Origin of the sequence: Marinomonas sp. 5E14-1, assembly GCF_039939215.1 — a bacterium.
In the GTDB taxonomy this organism is placed as follows: Bacteria; Pseudomonadota; Gammaproteobacteria; order Pseudomonadales; family Marinomonadaceae; genus Marinomonas.
This window is the reverse complement of the sequence record NZ_JBDXMW010000015.1, coordinates 1-19,444: the sequence shown is the minus strand read 5'-3', so window position 1 is coordinate 19,444 and position 19,444 is coordinate 1. Positions and strand designations below refer to the sequence as shown.

18 protein-coding genes are annotated in these 19,444 nt (G+C 39.8%); 1 reads left to right on the top strand and 17 read right to left on the bottom strand.

Going from position 1 to position 19,444, the window contains the following annotated elements; genetic code table 11:
- Window positions 1-138: 138 nt before the first annotated feature.
- The 7 genes from ABFY09_RS12935 to ABFY09_RS12905 form a co-directional block, all read right to left on the bottom strand.
- Entirely contained in the window at window positions 139-708 is a 570-nt protein-coding gene (locus tag ABFY09_RS12935; RefSeq protein ID WP_347984731.1) for a hypothetical protein, read from the bottom strand.
- Between the two features lie 96 nt (window positions 709-804).
- On the bottom strand, window positions 805-1,788 hold the full coding sequence (locus tag ABFY09_RS12930; RefSeq protein WP_347984730.1) for a phospholipase A: 984 nt from the start codon (window positions 1,786-1,788) through the stop codon (window positions 805-807).
- A gap of 57 nt (window positions 1,789-1,845) precedes the next feature.
- The gene (locus ABFY09_RS12925) at window positions 1,846-2,196 is read right to left on the bottom strand and encodes a 5-carboxymethyl-2-hydroxymuconate Delta-isomerase (protein WP_347984729.1); all 351 of its coding nucleotides are present in this window, start codon (window positions 2,194-2,196) and stop codon (window positions 1,846-1,848) included.
- A 76-nt stretch (window positions 2,197-2,272) separates the two neighbouring features.
- Complete coding sequence (locus ABFY09_RS12920) at window positions 2,273-3,208, bottom strand: glyoxylate/hydroxypyruvate reductase A (RefSeq protein WP_347984728.1); 936 nt, start codon at window positions 3,206-3,208, stop codon at window positions 2,273-2,275.
- 112 nt (window positions 3,209-3,320) lie between these two features.
- Window positions 3,321-4,889 carry an FMN-binding glutamate synthase family protein gene (locus ABFY09_RS12915; protein ID WP_347984727.1) on the bottom strand — a complete coding sequence of 523 codons (1,569 nt, stop codon included), beginning with the start codon at window positions 4,887-4,889 and terminating at the stop codon, window positions 3,321-3,323.
- 89 nt (window positions 4,890-4,978) lie between these two features.
- Window positions 4,979-7,366: an EAL domain-containing protein gene (locus tag ABFY09_RS12910; protein WP_347984726.1), complete on the bottom strand. Its 2,388-nt coding sequence runs from the start codon at window positions 7,364-7,366 to the stop codon at window positions 4,979-4,981.
- 394 nt (window positions 7,367-7,760) lie between these two features.
- Window positions 7,761-9,665 (bottom strand): PhoX family phosphatase, encoded by a 1,905-nt coding sequence (locus ABFY09_RS12905; protein WP_347984725.1) that lies wholly within the window; start codon window positions 9,663-9,665, stop codon window positions 7,761-7,763.
- A gap of 243 nt (window positions 9,666-9,908) precedes the next feature.
- On the opposite strand from ABFY09_RS12905, the gene ABFY09_RS12900 reads away from it, so the two are divergent.
- Window positions 9,909-11,546: a methyl-accepting chemotaxis protein gene (locus ABFY09_RS12900; RefSeq protein ID WP_347984724.1), complete on the top strand. Its 1,638-nt coding sequence runs from the start codon at window positions 9,909-9,911 to the stop codon at window positions 11,544-11,546.
- A gap of 93 nt (window positions 11,547-11,639) precedes the next feature.
- Here the strand turns inward: ABFY09_RS12900 and ykgO are convergent, their stop codons facing one another.
- From ykgO to ABFY09_RS12850, 10 genes are all read right to left on the bottom strand, one after another.
- A complete protein-coding gene (gene ykgO / locus ABFY09_RS12895) occupies window positions 11,640-11,780 on the bottom strand; it encodes a type B 50S ribosomal protein L36 (protein ID WP_347984723.1) in 141 nt (46 codons plus the stop codon).
- Between the two features lie 12 nt (window positions 11,781-11,792).
- Window positions 11,793-12,038, bottom strand: a complete 246-nt coding sequence (locus tag ABFY09_RS12890) for a type B 50S ribosomal protein L31 (protein WP_317002938.1) — start codon at window positions 12,036-12,038, stop codon at window positions 11,793-11,795.
- A 204-nt stretch (window positions 12,039-12,242) separates the two neighbouring features.
- The gene (locus tag ABFY09_RS12885; protein ID WP_347984722.1) at window positions 12,243-13,829 is read right to left on the bottom strand and encodes an ABC-F family ATPase; all 1,587 of its coding nucleotides are present in this window, start codon (window positions 13,827-13,829) and stop codon (window positions 12,243-12,245) included.
- 340 nt (window positions 13,830-14,169) lie between these two features.
- Window positions 14,170-14,361, bottom strand: coding sequence for a hypothetical protein (locus ABFY09_RS12880; protein ID WP_347984721.1), 192 nt, complete (start codon window positions 14,359-14,361; stop codon window positions 14,170-14,172).
- Window positions 14,362-14,413: 52 nt separating this feature from the next.
- Window positions 14,414-14,752 (bottom strand): thioredoxin family protein, encoded by a 339-nt coding sequence (locus ABFY09_RS12875; RefSeq protein ID WP_347984720.1) that lies wholly within the window; start codon window positions 14,750-14,752, stop codon window positions 14,414-14,416.
- Window positions 14,749-15,036 carry a YkgJ family cysteine cluster protein gene (locus ABFY09_RS12870; RefSeq protein WP_347984719.1) on the bottom strand — a complete coding sequence of 96 codons (288 nt, stop codon included), beginning with the start codon at window positions 15,034-15,036 and terminating at the stop codon, window positions 14,749-14,751. Before ABFY09_RS12870 ends, ABFY09_RS12875 begins: the two co-directional genes overlap by 4 nt.
- Before the next feature lie 15 nt (window positions 15,037-15,051).
- On the bottom strand, window positions 15,052-16,140 hold the full coding sequence (locus tag ABFY09_RS12865; protein ID WP_347984718.1) for an amidohydrolase family protein: 1,089 nt from the start codon (window positions 16,138-16,140) through the stop codon (window positions 15,052-15,054).
- A 247-nt stretch (window positions 16,141-16,387) separates the two neighbouring features.
- On the bottom strand, window positions 16,388-17,266 hold the full coding sequence (locus ABFY09_RS12860) for a porin (RefSeq protein WP_347984717.1): 879 nt from the start codon (window positions 17,264-17,266) through the stop codon (window positions 16,388-16,390).
- A gap of 412 nt (window positions 17,267-17,678) precedes the next feature.
- Complete coding sequence (locus tag ABFY09_RS12855; protein WP_347984716.1) at window positions 17,679-18,230, bottom strand: DUF2058 domain-containing protein; 552 nt, start codon at window positions 18,228-18,230, stop codon at window positions 17,679-17,681.
- Window positions 18,231-18,391: 161 nt separating this feature from the next.
- A complete protein-coding gene (locus ABFY09_RS12850; RefSeq protein WP_024024079.1) occupies window positions 18,392-18,601 on the bottom strand; it encodes a cold-shock protein in 210 nt (69 codons plus the stop codon).
- Between the last annotated feature and the right edge of the window lie 843 nt (window positions 18,602-19,444).

Here is a 19,444-nt window from a genome sequence, read left to right as displayed (position 1 = left end):
AACATAGACGAGTAAAATGTCAGTCAGGTTGCACTTAAATGACAACTTGATGACATGCCACCTAAACAAAAATGCCTCGCATAAAGCGAGGCATCATTTGTCGTTACTTCAAGCTCAAAGTTTGAAGTAAACACCTTCTTAAAGATCATTCATCTTGTGGAACTTCTTAATTATGGCAACAGGTTTAACGCTCTTGTTGTTGCTGTTTAACGCATAAACAACAGTTTCACCATTTGGGCCAGCACCAATTTCTGTATAACGTAATGGCACTTCACCAACCAAACGAGCGTTGTTCATTTCAGCCAAAGAAGAGAAAACAAAAATACGGCCTTCAACGCGCATTTCACCGTAGAAAGGCGTAGCACCTTCTAACGTCCCATGATACATATCCATAGAAGCAATGCCTGATGTTTTCTTCTTGTCTTCGTTTGTTAAACCGAAAACAAGCGTCTCACCTTTTGGCCCTTCACCGATATGAACTTTACGGAAAGAAGTCTCACCTACTTCAAGGAAGCTTTCGTATGTTGCGCGGTCATCAAAAATATGAATTCGACCATCGTGATGAACTTCATATAAGTCTTCATTGTTTAAAGATATCGCTTCAGCAACAGACGCAGTGTCACCACTTTTCACAGACTCATTACCACAAGCCGTTAGAAGAGTTAGTGCTACTAAACTTGTTGTAACGGGTAAAAACTTCAATTTCATTTTATAGCTCCTAGGTTAGATTTATAAACACCTTAGAAGCAGAAAATGACAATATGATGACAAAACCTTTTCAATAACAATGCAAAGACGATTAAATTACAGCCAATTCGACAACATAATGCCAATCCCTAAAGATTGCGTTTGATGATTGTAATCAAGTAATGATTGACCATAACCATTAAAATATTGGATGTAACCTCGAGTTTTACCCCACAAAGGGAAGTTAAAACCAACCTGCAAAGCACCTTTATTATTGGACGCTTTGAGATTATTCCTCAGTATAAAATCAATACTGTAATCATCAATAACATGGATGACACTCAGCTCACCGTAACCATAATATCTTTCTATATTCGGGTTATCGTCATTGTCTGAGCTTTCAGGAATACGATACCAAGGCTTAAAGGAAAAAGCGGTATTGCCTTTCTCAAACAAAAAATCCACGTAAAACCGGTTCCACGATCGAGAAAGATCACCGGATTGGCCATTCGACTGATGATTAAAACCGTAAGTAATATAACTAGGCTTAATTCCTAAAAAACCATTCTTTGGCTTATCTACAATAAAGACTTCTGGTTCATGATTCGTATCTCGAAAAGGCGCTGAAATATCACTATTATAAGCTTGCCAGAAAGCTTGTTGAGTATAGGCAAACCATAGGCTGGAATTACGTCCTACAACATCGTAAACAACGGGAAACTTCACACTCAACTGGAATTTAAATTCCACGCTTTGCAGGCTTTCAGTCTCATCGTCCCCTAAGAAAGCTCTGTTATTAGGGTTAGAAGTATAAGCAATAGGTAAGAAATAGTTTGGTTTATGAGGTGTTAAAACGAATGGGTTGTCTACTGTTACGACTTCTTTATCTACTCGCTGCTGAAATAAGCCTTTAGCCTTCTCAGCTCGTTTGGAAATGGACTCCGGCACTGCAGGCTCTGTTGGGGAAAAAGACGTTTCTTCTTCCTCAGCAACAGCCACGTTTTCAGCAGATTCCGTTGCAATATAATCCGGCGTGTTTATTTCGGTTTGAGCCAAAAGCAAACTAGGAAATAATACCATCGAATAGACTATGGCTTTCATTATTTGAAACCTTATCGAGTGACATAAGCCACATTAACGACTTTAGACAAGCCTCAGTTATTGAGACAACACAACTCTTTTGGCGTAAGTATCACGATCCATATCGCATAATTCAACAGACAAGCTAACATCTTTTAATGAAAACTCTGTTAAAGCATTCAGCATCAAAGTGGACAACTGCTTCTTCTCTTCTTTTGTGCGACCCGACAAGAGTCTTATCATCACGTGTATGAAAGCATCCTCTTGTCCGCCAGTAGTAAAGCTTTTATAAGCACTGCTTCGTAATTTAATATCTTCCACGGAGAATAAATTAGATGCGACACAGGCTTCCTTCGCAGCCTCAAGTAATTCCGCAGGTGGCACTTCTTGCTCTAAATTCTGGCTGTATTCCAAAATACAATGTGGCATGCTTTTCTCCATTGTTTCAGTTTATCAAATACAAATAGTTAAGAATCTTATCGATACCAACTCTACTCATCAATATCTAATAGCCTAACTCCGGATTCACAAACGCCGGAAGCGTTCCGTCCAATCGGTAACGCCGCACATTTTCAGCCACCGTTTTACTCGCGCTCATGGGATGCGTTGGAGCAGATATGTGAGGTAATACCGTCACATTAGCATTTGCCCAGTATGGGTGCAGCTCAGGTAAAGGCTCTTGCATAAAAACATCTAACACTGCGTGAGATAGGTGCCTTTTTTCCAGCTTTGCTAGTAACGCCTGATCATCAATAATAGGACCACGCGCAAAATTAATGATGCTAGCGCCTTCTGGTAAATGAGACAAACTCTGCTCATTCAACAAACCTCTAGTGTCTGGCGTTAAAGGTAAAAGGCATACAAGTATATCACTTTGACTCAGCAATGATGCCAAGCCATCTTCACCATAAAAGCAGTTTATACCGTCAATTTGTTTTGGATTGCGACTCCACCCTGCAACAGAAAAACCATTCTGCGCCAGCCTTTGCGCACTAACACGACCTAAAGCCCCTAATCCCAAAACACCGACTCTTCGGTCTTGCGCTTTTATCATAGGCTGCTCTATCCATAATTTCTCACGCTGTTGGCGAGCGTATGTTGGCATGTCACGGTGAAGATACAAAGTCCAAGCTAACACAGCTTCAGACATGGCCTGTGACAGCTCTGGATCTGACAATCTGACAATAGCGAAAGGAGGTGAAACTAACTCGTTCATTATGCGCTCAATACCTGCCCACAAACTATGAATCCATTTTAAATTAGGAAGTGCCAGTAAATCTTGAGGGTTAGGATTAGCTACAATGGCGATTTCACAGTTTTGTTTCTGTGCATCCGTTAAATCTGCAAAAGCAACTATCGTTTCATCTGGCATATTGTTGGATAACCTTTCTATCCACATGGCTTGTTCTCGCTCATCAACACGGCCAAGAAAGGGGATCATAAAGCGTACTCCATAGTTAAATTCAGATAAAAAATGAGAACCTAATAAAAGGAAATATAGACAAGCTAGAAAACTAAGATACGATCAAAAAATAACGTGCCGTAGAAAAGCGCTATTGCAAGCGCTCTTCTACTGGTGTTGAAGCACCTTGAGAAGGTGGTGACATAATATTGATGTATTCAGTCTGAACATTCGGAACTGGATTCGCTTCAGAAAACAGTGTTGAACGGCTCTGATTTTCTATAATGCGGACATGTTCTCTGGTTAACTCTCTTGGCTCTTTGACACCACAAGAATGAGCAATCATCTCAATACTGTGCAAAAGTTCCTGTGCGTAATTGGCAACCCGAATCGCTTTTTCTTCTGCCACTAGGCCACGCTGTAAATCCGTATTATGAGTGGTAATGCCTGTAGGACAAGTGTTTTTATTACACTGTAATGCTTGAATACAGCCTAACGAAAATAAAAAGCCTCGTGCTGAGACAACAAAATCCGCTCCCGCACTCAAAGCCCAAGCCGCTTTTCCAGGAACGATCAATTTTCCTGAGGAAATAATCTTGATATAAGGCCGTAAACCGTAAGAAGTAATAATATTAACCACTGTTGGTAGGCTTTCCCGTAGGTGCATACCAACGTAATCCATAAGTGGCTGTGGGGCCGCTCCCGTGCCGCCATCAGAGCTGTCGATGGTAATGAAATCAGGGCAATACCCTATACCTTTTTTGTGTATTAATTCACACATTGTATTGAAAAAGCTCAAATCGCCCACCACCATTTTAAACCCGACAGGCTTAGAAGTAACTTGGCGAACACGATGTATCATATTCAATAAGTCATCAATGGATTTCACATCTGGATGACCATTTGGGCTGTTTGAATCCTTACCAACAGGAATTCCACGGATCTGAGCAATTTCCTCTGTTACTTTCTCACCAGGTAACATGCCACCTTTACCAGGCTTGGCTCCTTGGCTCATTTTGATTTCAAACATTCGCACATTTTCGTGCTGAGCAATACTTAATAGCTTTTCGTCATCCAAATGACCTTCATGATTACGGACACCATATTTAGCCGTGCCAATTTGAAAGACAATATCGCAGCCACCAGCAAGGTGATGAGGAGATAATCCGCCTTCGCCTGTGTTCAACCAAATTCCTGCTTTGGCAGCGCCTTTTGATAAAGCTTGAATTGCTGGCTTGGACAAAGCACCAAAACTCATTCCTGAAATGTTCACAACCGAACTCGTTCGATATGGCGTCTTTGCCGTATATTGTCCGATACAAACTTCTTTCGGAGACTGAGCATCTTCTTCTAATGTTGGAAAAGCCCCATTTAAAAAGAAAATATCTCCCGGTGTTTCTAGAGACCGAGTAGAGCCAAAAGCAATTGTAGAATCTACTTTTTTAGCCGCACGATAAGCCCAAGAACGCTCTGCTCTATTAAAAGGCAATTCTTCTCTGTCTTGAGCAAAAAAGTACTGTCGAAAGAACTCTCCCATATGCTCAAAAAGATAGCGAAATCGACCGATAACAGGATAGTTGCGTCTAATGGTGTGCGCTGTTTGATTCTTGTCGATCCAGTACATTGTCGCGACAGATATGATGGCAACGAGAAGACAAAAGGCTAATAGCAAGGCTCCCCACTGAATGGTTAGAGAGGCTAACGAAGACAAATAATCCATAACTGGCCCTTATGGTATGTGAAAAAGACTTATTCTGTATTAGATAATAATCTAGAGAGCAGAATAAGTCTTTTATATCATTCGCGGTATTACTTGCTTATAAAGTCAGTAACAAATTGACTGGGCGGTACAGGACGGCCGAAATGGTACCCTTGATAGTTATAGCAATGAATTTCCTCTAAACGATTATGATGTTCTAAGGTTTCTACACCTTCCGCGAGTACATTCATGTTTAAAGCATTTGCCATAGCGATAACGGCTAACACAATCGCCTCATCACTTTTATCCGTTAATAAATCTCGCACAAAAGATTGGTCGATTTTCAATCTATCCACTGGCAATGACTTTAAATATTTCAGAGAAGAATACCCAGTACCAAAGTCATCAATGGAAAGATAAACACCCAGATCTTTAATTTTATTCATCTTATCTAAACTAGATGACAAATCGTTCAGTAGCATATTTTCTGTAATTTCTAAATCGACGCAAGCTGGTGGAACGTCATGTTTTTCTAACAAAACTTTTAACATGGGTAAAAAGCCTATCTGTTGAAACTGTATAGGGCTCACGTTGATTGATATACGCCATGATTTCTGCCATTTGCCTTCTTTCAACCAAGTCGCGACTTGTGACAAAGCTTCCTCTAATACCCATTCACCGATTTCTACAATTAAGCCAATCTCTTCTGCAACGGGAATAAACTCCGCAGGAGAAATAAATCCTCTGTGCTCATCTTTCCATCGAATCAAAGCCTCTGCACCAATTAGTTCATTTTTATGGTTCATCTGAGGCTGATAATAAAGTTCAAACAACTTCCTCTCTGTTGCATTGTGAAGCGCTTTTTCCATTTCTAGGCGAGCATCTGACGCAACTTGCATGTCAGGCTCATATAAAGAGAAAGTATTTCGCCCCGATTCCTTAGCTCGATATAAAGCCGTGTCTGCTTGTTTCAAAATCACTTCGGCAGAATCATCAGCATTCTTAAATAAAGTAGCGCCAAAACTAGCGGTAATATGGACATCATGGTTGCCTGCCTGCTTCACCTGCTGACAAGCGAACTGAATACTCTCCACAAAATTTTTAAGGTCTTGCTCGACTTGAGACCTGTCTGAGCCAAAATATTTCAGTAACAAAACAAATTCATCACCGCCCATCCGAGCCAATGTAATGTCACTCGAGATTTGTTTGGATATTTGCACCGCAACACAACGCAGTAATTGGTCTCCTACGGAGTGCCCTAAAGAGTCATTAATGACTTTAAAACGGTCAATATCCATGAATACAACCGCCGAATATTCTTGCTGCTGTTCCGTTTCAGATAACAAGTTATCTAACTGCTCTATGATATATTGGCGATTAGGTAGTTTGGTGACTGAATCGTAATAAGCTAAATGGTGTATATGCGCTTCTGCTTCCTTACGCTCGGAAACATCACGCACCAATAGCAAAATTTCAAACTTATCTTTTATCGTATATTTTGCGATTCGTATCTCTACAGGTAGTGCAGCACCTTCTACTTGATAAGCGGCCTCAAATGTTTGAGGCATCACCTGCAAACCATCAAGTACTTTTGAAAGCCCGCCCCAAGAAGAGACTGTAAATAAACTCTCTAACGAGCTGGATATAATGTCTTCTGAGCTCATCTTCAATAAATGCTCAGCGGCTGCATTCACGCGAGTAATTTGATAATTTTCATTTAATAGAAAAATGCCATCCGCAGCATGTTCAATGACCGCGCGATTATGGCTATCGCTGCGCTCTAGATCACCTAACGCAATATTTAATTTTTCAAGAAGTTGTGAAAAGGTAAAATGAAGGCGACCTAACTCATCGGACTGATGGTATCGAAAAAAAGATTTAGGTAAGGAAAGTTTTGCGTTACGCCCAAGTGTCGATAAAGCATCGTTTAAGCGCGTTAAAGGATAGGTAACTAAAAAATAAAAAACCAAAGATATCAAGGAAGCTAACAAAACATCTTTAAACAAATTGTACGTCAGAATAGGCAAATGCTCAGCGAGTATATTGTCCAGTAGGTAACGCTTCTCAGGAATAACAGATAAAGTGCCAGCATAGAATTTAGGCGCTTCCATGTACAAACCGCTCTTATACTCTTCCAAATCAGAAAGTACAGAATCCGCTAGCGATTGTGAAACGGTAAAATCTCGCACCTTCTCCTTTGTTTTAACCAGCAAAGCTCCACTTTCATCATGCACTTCAACATAAGCAATGGAAGGACTCAGAGACAAGCTATCAACTTGCTGTTGAGCAAACGCTATATCCAGACGGAACAAAGCTTCAGCAAGAGGTCTTTCAACCACCGCCAATAATTCGTCAAAATTTGAGTTTATTTTCTCTTTTCGAGCCTCAACGCTTTCTACAACTTGAAAAACGCTACCCAGCAAACTCAAAAAAACAGCCAATATTAAAACGAGAATAGCCTGCTTTATAAATAACGATTTAGATAACCCAACAGCCATTATTACTCACTTAAAGCGTCCCTAGTTTGAATGTATGCCAAAGTGCTATAAGAAACTAGCACGATAGATCTAGAGTATAAGAATACTTTATAAATAAAAGTACTCCCTTCATTTATAAACTGATTTAGATCAAAGTATTTACTAATATCTAATAAAACGGCTATTTGCTCACCATAACGTTGAGAGTGACAGCATTTATAAATAGTTAACTTATTAATATAGTTAAGAAATATATAAAAATAGCGTGTATCACTAAGACTATGACACAAAATATGAAAAAGAAAGAGTTACATCAATCGAATAAATTTTCCTTATAGTGAAAAAATACAAAAAAACCAGCATGAGTACCATACTGGTTCTTTTCGTGCCTCAATGATCGACTAACAGCAAATCATTAACCGATTACCGCACCATCTTTACGAGAGATAGCAATCACACTTGAACGAGGCACAGAATGACCACCATCTGGCCAATGAGAATCACCTTTTTCACCTGGGTGCTGAACACTGATAAACATAGTAGTACGCTCAGTATTCCAAGTAGCACCAGTAATTTCACACTCTTTTGGCCCTACTAAGAAGCGACGAATCTCACCTGTTTCAGGATCACCAACCAACATTTGGTTGTTACCTTGCCCCTCAAAGCCTTTCGCATTGGAATAGTTACCATCTGTTTGGATCCACAACAAGCCTTTAGAGTCAAACTTCAGGCCGTCTGGCGAGTTGAACATGTTATCTTGATTTACATTTTGAGAACCTGCATTTGCATCGTCATATACAGCAGGGTTGCCTGCTAACACAAACAAATTCCACTTAAAATCACTGCTTGTGTGGTCTTCATTCATCGGCGTCCAACGAACGATTTGACCAAAGTTATTTTCAATACGAGGGTTTGGCCCACCAGCAGGCGTTGCATCACCACCCGCATTTGGTTTAACTCCGCGGTTTTTGTTATTTGTCAGCGAACAGAATACTTCCACTTTATTTGGATTCGATGCGACCCATTCAGGACGATCCATTGTCGTTGCACCAACTTTAGAGGCTGCAATACGAGTATGAATTGAAATCTCTGCTTCTGTCATACCCGTTGTTTTTGGCGTTAACGCTAACCACTCACCGCGATTGTTGTCGTGAAATTTAGCAACATACAAGGTACCTTCTTCTAATAGATCACGGTTGTTTCCGCCCGCTAAATATTTATGTTTAGAAACGAAACGATATAAAAACTCGCCACGCTCATCATCCCCTAAATACACGACAACATGACCATTAGAAGCAATAGTTAACTCTGCATTTTCATGTTTGAAACGACCAAGAGCAGTACGTTTTTTAGGGCGAGCTGTAGGGTCTAATGGATCAATTTCAACAATGTAACCTGCTCGATTTGGCTCATTAGGCTCTTTTGACACATCAAAACGAGAGTCTGACATTGCCCATTTGTACCCCCAATCTTTATGGCTGATACTATAGCGCTTCATCTCTGGAGTTAATGAGAAGTTTTCGTCGCTTGAAGAGAAGTAGCCGTTGAAGTTTTCTTCACAGGTTAAGTAAGTTCCCCAAGGAGTTTGACCATTACCGCAATTGTTCCAAGTACCTTTTGCAACAACACCTTTAGAATCAGCTGAAGTACGCAGCAATTTATGACCACGAGCAGGACCTGTGATGTCCATTTCTGTATCGGCAGTAATACGGCGGTTAAACTCCGAATCTTTCACTATGCCCCATTGATTATTTTTATGTGCTATTTCAACTACGCTGACACCATGAGCCGCTTTGCTTTTGCGGATATCATCTGCTGTTGTTGGCACACCACCCGTACGATTGGCATGAAGTGTTTTTAAATTCGTATATTCGTTATTTACACATAAAATCTGGCGGCCGTGATGGGAAAAAAGTGCCATACCATCACAATGATCTCCAAACGCAGCTTCTTGAGATGAACCCGTACCACCAGTAACACCATTGAAGTTTGGAGTGCTGGAAAACATAGGCTCACCCCAAGACGCCAACACTTCCCACTTATAACCTTCTGGGACAGTCACAGTATCAAGAGCATTTGCTTTCACCATTTTGAAAGCAAGACGAGATTCTTTTGATCCAGCGGCAAGCGCTTTACCTGCGGCTAATGAGGTTGACCCCATAACAAAAGCACCAGCACCAACAGCTACGCCACCACCCAAAAAGCCACGGCGAGAAACCATCTTATTCGATACTTCTTCAAACTCTACAACCTCTGGCGCTGGTCGTACTAATTCATCTAACTCATCAAAGCTTAAATCATGTTTTTGCACGGTTTTCATAATACTGCCCTATAATATTGTTAATAGATGACTGCCGCTCAGCAAAACTGCTTTCTGCATTAGCCTCTATAAATACTGACTGTTAAAAGAAGACTTCCCCCTGCTAAAGGAAGTTATACATAAAACTACCGTTAAAAGATGGCATTAAAATGACAGATAGATTGCATTATGGTTATATGAGGAAAAGACAACATGTTGAGACCAGTTGCTTATAAAAATAATAATGCTTTTGAGGACATTGACATGATCAACACTCTACGTAAATTCTCGATAAATCTACGCTTAATCAGCTTAGTTTTCTTTTTCTCCTTAGGTTTATTACTCGTTATTTATTTAAGCCTAACAACTAATAAACAATCTCTTCTCAATGAGAAATACTCACAAACAAAGCATGTTGTTGAAACTGCTACAGGCGTGTTTGAGTATTTTTATACACTCCAACAAACTGGAGAACTAAGCAAAGAGCAAGCGCAACGCTTTGCTATGGAAACCATCAAAGATACCCGTTATTCAGAAGTCGAATATTTTTGGATAAATGACTACTCAGCAACAATGGTAATGCATGGCGCAAATGCTTCATTAAATGGGAAAAATTTATCCGGCCTTAAAGACCCAAATGGCAAAAAACTTTTTTCTGAATTTGTAAGAGTTGTAAAAGCGCAAAACGCAGGATTTGTTGACTATTTATGGCCAAAACCTGGCAGCGAAGAGCCAGTTGAAAAAATCTCCTATGTTCAAGGCTTTGAACCGTGGGGCTGGATTATCGGCTCTGGCATTTACCTAGATAATGTTGATGCTCAATTTAATAAAGAAGTCATCAAACTCAGTATTATTGGTGGCGTAATTATTTTAGCGGCTTTATTTATCTCGTTCTTAATTATGCGCTCGATTCTGCTTCCGATAGGTCAAATACGCCTAGCAATGGAGAACATTTCACATGGTGACGGTGATTTAACCGCTCGTTTACCTGAAGCAGGCAATGACCAATTAACCAAAATTGCAGCTCACTATAATACTTTTGTAAACCGACTTTCAGGAACACTCACAAAAGCAGTCACGCTCAACCAAGAAGTTGAAAATAAAAGCCAAGGGCTAAAAACTGTTGCCTCAAAAACCAAAGCAATCACCCAAGAACGTGAAGGCATGTTTGCTCAAATGACAGACACAATTAAAGAAGTCGATAGCTTTAAAGATGAAGTGATTGAAACAACGCAATCCACTATCACGTCTGCACAAGACACAGCTAACAGAACTCAAACAGGCCAAGAGTCGATCAAACAAACCGTTGAATCATTAGATAAATTATCTAATGAACTTGAGTTAGGGCTTAAAACTGTCGTCCAGCTTGCCGAGCAGTCACAAACAATTGGTTCAGTACTGGATGTTATCAGCGCCATTTCCGAGCAAACTAATTTATTGGCCCTGAATGCTGCAATTGAAGCTGCCCGCGCAGGCGAGCAAGGCCGTGGGTTTGCTGTTGTTGCAGATGAAGTTCGTGGTTTAGCCAGCCGAACTCAAGCATCAACAGACGAAATTCAGGCTATGATCAACACATTGCAAGATGGCGCGAAAGAAGCGGAGTCTCGTATCACCGAAAGCCATCAACAATCACAAAAGACCACAGAAGAAATGTCACGTACCTCCCAGTACCTGCAAGAAATCGCAAACTCAGTTAATGACATAAACACAGCCAGTAACACGGTGATACAAAGTGTTTCTATGCAAAGTGATGCAGTACAAAGGCTGAACGACTTGAATACAAAAGTGGCTGAGCTTTCCGCTCAAGCCAGTATGCAAGTTCAGAAGAATAACCAAACAAGCGAAGCTCTCGCTGAAACATCAAAAGAAACTCGCAAGGTGATGTCTACGTTTAAGCTATAAAAAAACTAGCTGAAACAGCAACATCCGCGCAATAAAAAAAGCAGCCTACTAATATATTAGCAGACTGCTTTTTTCTACTGATTATCTCCTCTCTTAGCGTATACTTTTAACGCCTTGAGAAGCTTTGAAACGAGGGTTTGATTTGCAGATAACAAACAGACGCCCTCTTCTTTTTACAACCTTACAATCTTTGTGACGATGTTTAGCACTTTTTAAAGAGCTGAGAATTTTCATGACCATCTTCCTTTATTTGCTTTTACGGTAACGACGTTTGAACTGTGCGATACGACCTTCAGTGCCATGCGTTCTCTGTTCACCTGTATAGAAAGGATGAGACGAACTAGAAACATCAATCGCCATGTAAGGGTACTCTGTCCCATCTCGTACAATCGTTTGCTGTGTTTCAACGGTAGACCCAATGAAGAAATAAGTATCAATTTGAGTGTCATGGAAAGCAACCGTTCGGTAATTTGGGTGGATATTTTTGCGCATTGGATACTCCTTATAAAATGTTATGATATAACATATCGTGAGTATAGAGCAATACTATCCGTTATCCGCTGATAAAATACTTACTTCTCACCTCAATTGATCACTCAAAAGACCAAAATAATTGTAAACACCAACAAAAATGCCGCTTCTAAAAGCGGCATTAGGTGTAATCTTTTGCATCATCAACATATGTCAATGAAGGCCTTAAGAAATATGCGTTAGATACTCGTCATAAGTACCTTGGAAATCAATGATCTTATTATCTTTGATTTCAATCACACGGTTCGCCAAAGAAGAGACAAAGGCACGGTCATGGCTGACAAAAATCAGCGTGCCATCAAAATCCATTAAAGCATTGTTCAAGGCTTCGATGGCTTCCATGTCCATATGGTTAGTTGGCTCATCCATGATCAGGACGTTCAAGTCCATCATCATAAGCTTGCCGAATAATAAGCGGTTCTTTTCACCACCAGAGCAAACGCGCACTTTCTTGTTGAAGTCATCTGCTGTAAACAATAAACGACCTAACATGGCACGAACTTTCAAGTCATCATGTTTCGCGGTACGCCATTTAGACATCCAATCAAACAAGGTTAAGTCACAATCAAAATCTTCTGTGCTGTCCTGTGGGCAATAACCTATCACCGCATTTTCCGCCCATTTGATCTCACCTTGTTTGGCTTTCAATTCATCCATCAAGCAACGGAGAAAAGTAGTCTTACCCGCGCCGTTTTCGCCGATAATCGCTAATCGCGCGCCCGCATCAAGAATCATACTGCCGCCCGTAAACAGCATTTCATCTTCAAAGCCATGACCCAGATCTTCTAATATCAGAACTTGTCTATGCAGCTTCTTATCTTGCTTGAAATTCAACGACGGCGTCATTCGACTTGATTGTTTTACTTCTGATAGTTCAATTTTTTCTAGCTTCTTCGCACGAGAGCTAGCTTGCTTGGCTTTCGATGCATTGGCAGAAAAGCGGTTTACAAAAGCCTGTAAGTCATCCATTTCAGCACTTTTCTTCGCATTCTCTGTGAGTAATTGCTCACGAATTAACGAAGAAGCTTCCATAAAATACTCATAGTTACCTGGGTAAATTCTCAATTCGCCAAAATCGATGTCCGCCATGTGAGTGCATACTGTGTTTAAGAAGTGACGGTCATGGGAAATAATAATCATGGTGCACTTACGTTGGTTCAATACACCCGCTAGCCAGTTGATCGTGTGGATGTCCAAGTTGTTGGTTGGTTCATCCAACAATAAGATATCAGGATTCGCGAACAAAGCCTGTGCCAATAGCACACGTAATTTCCAACCCGGTGCCACTTGGCTCATTAAACCAAAGTGGTACTCTTCTTCAATACCGGCTTCAAGCAAGATATCGCCAGCGCGACTTTCGGCACTATAACCATCCATCTCCGCAAACTCGGCTTCTAATTCACCCGCTCGCATGCCATCTTCTTCGCTCATTTCTGGCTTAGCATAAATCGCATCACGCTCTTGCTTCACCTTCCAAAGCTCTACATCGCCCATAATCACTGCATCAACGACAGAGTATTCCTCAAAGGCGAATTGATCTTGGCTCAAGGTGCCGACTTTTTCACCTGGTGTAATGGAGACATTGCCTGATGTCGGCACTAAAGCACCACTCAGAATTTTCATGAAAGTCGACTTGCCACAGCCATTCGCGCCAATCAAACCGTAGCGATTACCGTTACCAAATTTAGCAGAGATATTTTCGAACAATGGCGTTGCGCCAAATTGCATGGTGATATTAGCTGTGGAAATCAAAAGAAAGTCCTGAGAGTAAGTAATGAGAAAAGTGGTTTATCAATGCGACTTAAGCAAGCGTACAAAAGATAAACACAAAGGGGTGCGAATATAGAGAGTTAAAGCGATAAAGTCGAGGAATAAAAAGAGTATTTAAAACCAAACATCAGTGACTCATTTATCATCTCTGAAAAATAACAGCGATTCTATCCAGCTCTTTTTGAATGTCCTTATTTCTATCCAACCGCTTCTAACGAGAACGGGCACTGGCGTGACGAAGTAACAATTTCCCCTCTTTGCGTATCGTAAACCTCTGATGGGAAATATTCATATTTATACCGATCATCCATTGTTGAAGCTCTCAATTTGGTCGTACCATGCTAATCACGCTACCAGAAGGAATCCGATCTAAAATAGATTGATTGACTATAAAACTGCCACCATCAAACTTGTTTGATGGTAAATAAAGTACGGTTAATGGAACATAATCAAGGCTGGCAACTTCTGGCAAAAAAACATCGTCTTCGCCTAAACCACCGCCAACATAAGTCACACCGAAAAATATTTTATTTAAAGAATTAATGCGTTCTTCTGGTTAGATAGGATCATGAAAGTGATAATAATCGACAGACTTCCTCTTCTGATGTGAAACGAACAATACGCTCAACCTCTTTACCATCATGCAATAAAATCAAAGTAGGCCAAAGCTTTATAGCGAACTGCCGCCCTAATCGTTTACCCTTTCCATCAAGTATCTTGATGTGTACCAAGTCAGAATGTTCATCGATGGCTTCTTTTACGGCATTACAAGCAGCCTGACAATAACCACACCAAGGCGTACCAAACTCCAATAAAGTTAAACCTGATAAGCCATGAATCTCTTCAAGGCTTGGCGCATCTTCAGAGTACTCTGTATTAAAGCCGATCGTTGCCGCTTGCATCATACCTTCTTAAATTCATCTCGACATTCATAAGAACCCATCTCAAATTCTCGACAAATCCAAGGGCGATTCTCATAAATTGTACAAAAATAAGTTTCTCGATCCACAGCAGAGCACCAACCATCTTCTAGTCTCAGCATAGTTTCTCCGCCCCATTCATCAACAGAAATATGTTTTTCAGGAACGCCAGTATCACTGATTATCATAACTTCCATCCGACAGCAGGAGGCTTGGCAGTTGGAGCAAGCAACTTCAGGTTCTAAAATGTTGTTTAATTTAATGTCCATAAATTGCAGGATACCTTATAAACAAACCGCTGGTGCCTGATAATCCAGATTTAGCAATTTAAAATAGTTTACTCCCAATGCAATGTTACGAAACGCATCATCATCAAGGTACTGATGTATCCTACTCGTAACATTTAACTCCTCTTGATACACCTCATAAGTATTATTTCGAAAAGCGACAAAGTCTGAACCTGGAAGAATTCGCTCCGAATATTGATTTATAAAATCAACGTACAATGGTTGATTGCCAGGTCGGCTAAAATAATAGTCATCCAATATTCGCCATGAAATATCCAACATCAAATTAGGGTATTGATCTAGTAAACGGGACAAAATGGAAATATGCTCATGGGCATTCAATCTAATTTGCTCATAAGAGACTCCCATGTGCGCCCAAACAATTTTATTATCAGGGTAACGCTCTAAGGCTTTTTCCATTAAATGCAAATAATAGGTTGGATGAGCGTCGTTACCGATATCTGAATGAATCGTAATCGGATAGTTTCTTGCCCTTAGCTCTGCCATAAAGTCCGACCATTGCTCAATATTTTGAGGGCTAGCAGGAACATGGTGATTATTAAACTGAGCTTGTTTGACTAGATTGACCTCTCCCATCCAATGAAACAAACCCGGATATTCTTTTTCATACAATGCCATCAAAGCCATAGTTGACTCAGGGTTTGATAAATCAGTAAAGGTCATTGATAACGTCAAATGCAGATCATCAGGAACTGAGGCAATCATATTCTCTGCATTGACAAAATCATTCCTTGTCGTCGGTAAAACAGGGACACCAGGGCATTGTGAATAATTAGAACAAGAAGACTGAGCTGGTAACATTTGCCCGATACCGTAAACATTGACGAAACGTACACTGGTTCGAGACAAATATTCATTCATCTCGTCAAAAGGAATGGCTTTACCATCGAAAGGTCGATAATGCAGGTGTGTATCTACAATAGGAGTATAAGGCTCTGTTTCCCTGTCATAGCAGGCAGACTCTCCACGGAAGGAGTCAAGTGTTCTATTAATGGTTCTTTCTTGTGAAGAAACACACCCCATTAACAACAAAGTATTTAGGGCAAGATAGAAAAAGTGCCTCATAAATTTTTCCAACACATCAAACAGTTAAAACAAGAACAATAATTAGATATTATAGCAGCTTAGTTATAAAGCTATTTGAGGATTGGAAACAAAATAAAAAAGGCACCAAATGTTGCCATTTGATGCCAAAAGAATTCCAACAATCTGTCTACAAGAAAAGAAATATGGAACCTTGAATGATCTGACTTAACATAAGGCTCCTTATAATCAGAGCCTTAGAGTAAATAAAATCATTTAATTAATGATCTTAGAAATCGTAGTAAACACCTACAGCAGTTGTAGTGTCTTCAGTTTCACCAAGCTGGCCCACTTCTCCATAAACATACATGTTTGAAGCTAGGCTATAGCTAACGCCAGCAGCATATTCGTTGTAATCATCAGAGCCATCTTCAGAAACAACTTGAGCTGAAGCATAAAGATCACCTGCACCGTAACCGTAACGAGTAGACAAGCCTGTAATATCTTGATCATCGTTGTTTTCTAGTTTCGCAGAAACAGACAGTGCTGGCGTTACTTGGTAACCGATAGAGAAACCAATTGTTTCTTCCGTATAATCAGAAAGTGAATCATAACCAGCAGCAAAGGTAAGCGCATCAACACTGTACTTAGCAACAGCTGTTGTCGCATTTCCAGCACCTTCTGCAGTATTAACTTGTGAAGAAAGTTGCAGTTCTAAGCCATTAAAAGACGGAGAGAAGTAAGCAATCGTATCACCTTCTTCCGTAGTGTCAGCTCCTTCGAAACCAATAAATTCAAATTGATCTACGGCATCTTGAATTGCATCATTATAAATACTGTCGAAAGAACCTACTTTTACTGTACCAAAGTTACCTTTTAAACCAACAAATGCTTGGTCAAGTTTCGCTTCGTTATCTTCGTCACCATCTTTATCAGCATCGAACTCTAGTTCGTACTTGAAGAAACCAGTCAAACCATCATTGATTTTAGTCTCACCTTGTACACCCAAAGTCGAACCATTGTCAGCAAAGTCACCAGTACCTTCAGTATCAGTGATTGCATACTGAATATTACCGTAAACATCAAATGTTGAGCCTTCTTCTGCAATAGCAGAAACAGAAGTCAATGCCGCGCTAGACACAGCAAGAGCAATAATCGATTTTTTCATTCTCGTTTCCTTTTTATAGATGCAATTTCTTCTTCTTTGTAAAAATGCACGATACGTGCAAATAACAGAATAATAATCTAAACATTTCAAGATAATTAACAACAGTATGAAACTTACTTGCACAGTCTTATCTTTTAGAGTTCTTTATTTTTGAAAAAAGCTAAATAAAAAGGAAAATCAAGATTTTAAGGCTGAATAATGGAAAAAATAAATCTTATTTTTCAATAAGTTGAAAATAAATAAGGTGTTAATGTGCAAAAATTAGAAAAATGTGAGGAGAAGAAATCAGCTCATTTGCAATTAGAGTGTAAATTGCAGACTTGAACTTGGAACCAAGGAGGTGAAAACGGAAAAGAAAGAAGGAAAAAATAGTGAAAATGAGTATAAAAGGCTCACTTTCACTAAGAGCTGATCACCACATTAGATCATCAGGAATTTTGAAGTCTGCATATGGGTCATCTTCATCAACAGCGTCATCAAGTCGGTTATTACAAACAAGAACATAAGCTTCGTCTCGTTCTTTGATTTTAGCTGCGACTGGTTCAGCTACTAATTCATAAGCTTGATCAAGTCTCACAATAGCAAGACGACCACGACTCAAATCATCATGCATAGTCTGGCTAATATAGATCTGCTTTACTACTTTATCGTCAGTAAAGTGATAAGCAATATCGCCTTCCTCTTTACGAATTCGATTCTGTTCTATCATCTGGCGGATCTGACCTTGAATAGCCTTTTTCTGAGCTATTTTTTGCTGCTCTAAATTAAGAATGCGATCTCTCTCGGCCTTTTCTTCACGCTGGCGCTTCAATTCTTCTAAACGCGCGCGCTCATCTATTGGTGCAGCCTTGCCATTCTTTACCTTTTGCTTGTGTTGCATCTGCTCAGTTTTTATCTTTTTTGCCTTTTTTTTATCAATAAGACCAGCTCCTAACAGCTGTTCCTGCAATGATTTGGCCGCCATTATCTTCCCCTAATTAATAGAATTTTCTGTAATTAAAAATTTCAGAGAATATTAAAAAGCTCTCTGTTATATATGCCTATTAAGTACAAAAACAAAAAAAGCGACTGAAAAGTCGCTTTTTTAGCATTCACACAACTGAGAAAACTCTCAGAAACGTTACCTTATAGAGGTGTAACGTTTTGAGCTTCAGGGCCTTTTTTGCCTTGAGCTACTTGGAATTCAACTTTTTGGCCTTCAGCCAAAGTTTTAAAACCAGAAGTGTTGATTGCAGAGAAATGAACAAAAACATCAGGACCTGAATCCTGAGTGATGAAACCGAAACCTTTAGTTTCGTTGAAGAATTTTACTGTACCAGTTACTACGTCAGACATGTCTGTTTATCCTGTAGGTTAAGTTAATTTATACGTTGATGTAAATCACCATACGTTATAGTGCTAAAAAAACTCGGTATTACTTATGACTTAACAGGACCGAACATACATAACGTAGTATTCGCAACTCTGGACATAAATATTGCCAACTCTTTTAAACGAAATTGATTGTAGTCCGCTTTCTGCCACTGGGTCAATCAAGTTTTAAACAATTTTTCATTCATTTGCTATAAAAGGATAAAAAAAACTTTTATAGCAAATAGTCGCCATATGTTTCTTACGGTTAGAGACTATAAAGATGTTTACTAGATTATCGAAAAATAAAACTAAGGAGTAAAGAATAGATAAGGATTTTCTGCTGCATCCATGCAGCTCTGAATCATCATGAAAAGAAGACAGGGCCTCCATCCTGGAGGCTTAGGCAATCCATCACCCCCTGCCTATAAATAACACTACCAAATAGTGAATATATTATGCAAGAAAAAATATACTTTTTCTTGTAAATTAATCCTTCCATACTTATAAGCGCGAAGTTAAAAATTATTTATTGAAAGAATGGAAATAATAAATAAACGGTTTCTTGCTTCGTATTTGAACAAACGTATTTAAAGAGAAGACTTAGAGTGTCTTGATTGTCATTTACACAGACTCGTTGAGTTCACAAAACAGGCGCAAGTAAATGGAACATAAGAAGCCGTATGCTGGAGATCTGAAGCGAGAGTTTTCATTACCTACAGACGAAAAAAAACCCCACACAGCATTGGCTATGTGGGGCTCTCGTGTAATAAAGCTTGACGACGACCTACTCTCACATGGGATCTCCCACACTACCATCGGCGATGG

Excerpts from the sequence above, each read along its gene's own strand:
- ABFY09_RS12930 (WP_347984730.1), bottom strand. The coding sequence starts at position 1,788 with ATGAAAGCCATAGTCTATTCGATGGTATTATTTCCTAGTTTGCTTTTG.
- ABFY09_RS12860 (WP_347984717.1), bottom strand. The coding sequence starts at position 17,266 with ATGAAAAAATCGATTATTGCTCTTGCTGTGTCTAGCGCGGCATTGACT.
- ABFY09_RS12900 (WP_347984724.1), top strand. The coding sequence starts at position 9,909 with ATGATCAACACTCTACGTAAATTCTCGATAAATCTACGCTTAATCAGC.
- ABFY09_RS12915 (WP_347984727.1), bottom strand. The coding sequence starts at position 4,889 with ATGGATTATTTGTCTTCGTTAGCCTCTCTAACCATTCAGTGGGGAGCC.
- ABFY09_RS12870 (WP_347984719.1), bottom strand. The coding sequence starts at position 15,036 with ATGGACATTAAATTAAACAACATTTTAGAACCTGAAGTTGCTTGCTCC.
- ABFY09_RS12935 (WP_347984731.1), bottom strand. The coding sequence starts at position 708 with ATGAAATTGAAGTTTTTACCCGTTACAACAAGTTTAGTAGCACTAACT.
- ABFY09_RS12905 (WP_347984725.1), bottom strand. The coding sequence starts at position 9,665 with ATGAAAACCGTGCAAAAACATGATTTAAGCTTTGATGAGTTAGATGAA.
- ABFY09_RS12890 (WP_317002938.1), bottom strand. The coding sequence starts at position 12,038 with ATGCGCAAAAATATCCACCCAAATTACCGAACGGTTGCTTTCCATGAC.
- ABFY09_RS12925 (WP_347984729.1), bottom strand. The coding sequence starts at position 2,196 with ATGCCACATTGTATTTTGGAATACAGCCAGAATTTAGAGCAAGAAGTG.
- ABFY09_RS12910 (WP_347984726.1), bottom strand. The coding sequence starts at position 7,366 with ATGGCTGTTGGGTTATCTAAATCGTTATTTATAAAGCAGGCTATTCTC.
- ABFY09_RS12850 (WP_024024079.1), bottom strand. The coding sequence starts at position 18,601 with ATGTCTGACGTAGTAACTGGTACAGTAAAATTCTTCAACGAAACTAAA.
- ABFY09_RS12875 (WP_347984720.1), bottom strand. The coding sequence starts at position 14,752 with ATGATGCAAGCGGCAACGATCGGCTTTAATACAGAGTACTCTGAAGAT.
- ABFY09_RS12920 (WP_347984728.1), bottom strand. The coding sequence starts at position 3,208 with ATGATCCCCTTTCTTGGCCGTGTTGATGAGCGAGAACAAGCCATGTGG.
- ABFY09_RS12865 (WP_347984718.1), bottom strand. The coding sequence starts at position 16,140 with ATGAGGCACTTTTTCTATCTTGCCCTAAATACTTTGTTGTTAATGGGG.
- ABFY09_RS12855 (WP_347984716.1), bottom strand. The coding sequence starts at position 18,230 with ATGGCGGCCAAATCATTGCAGGAACAGCTGTTAGGAGCTGGTCTTATT.
- ykgO (WP_347984723.1), bottom strand. The coding sequence starts at position 11,780 with ATGAAAATTCTCAGCTCTTTAAAAAGTGCTAAACATCGTCACAAAGAT.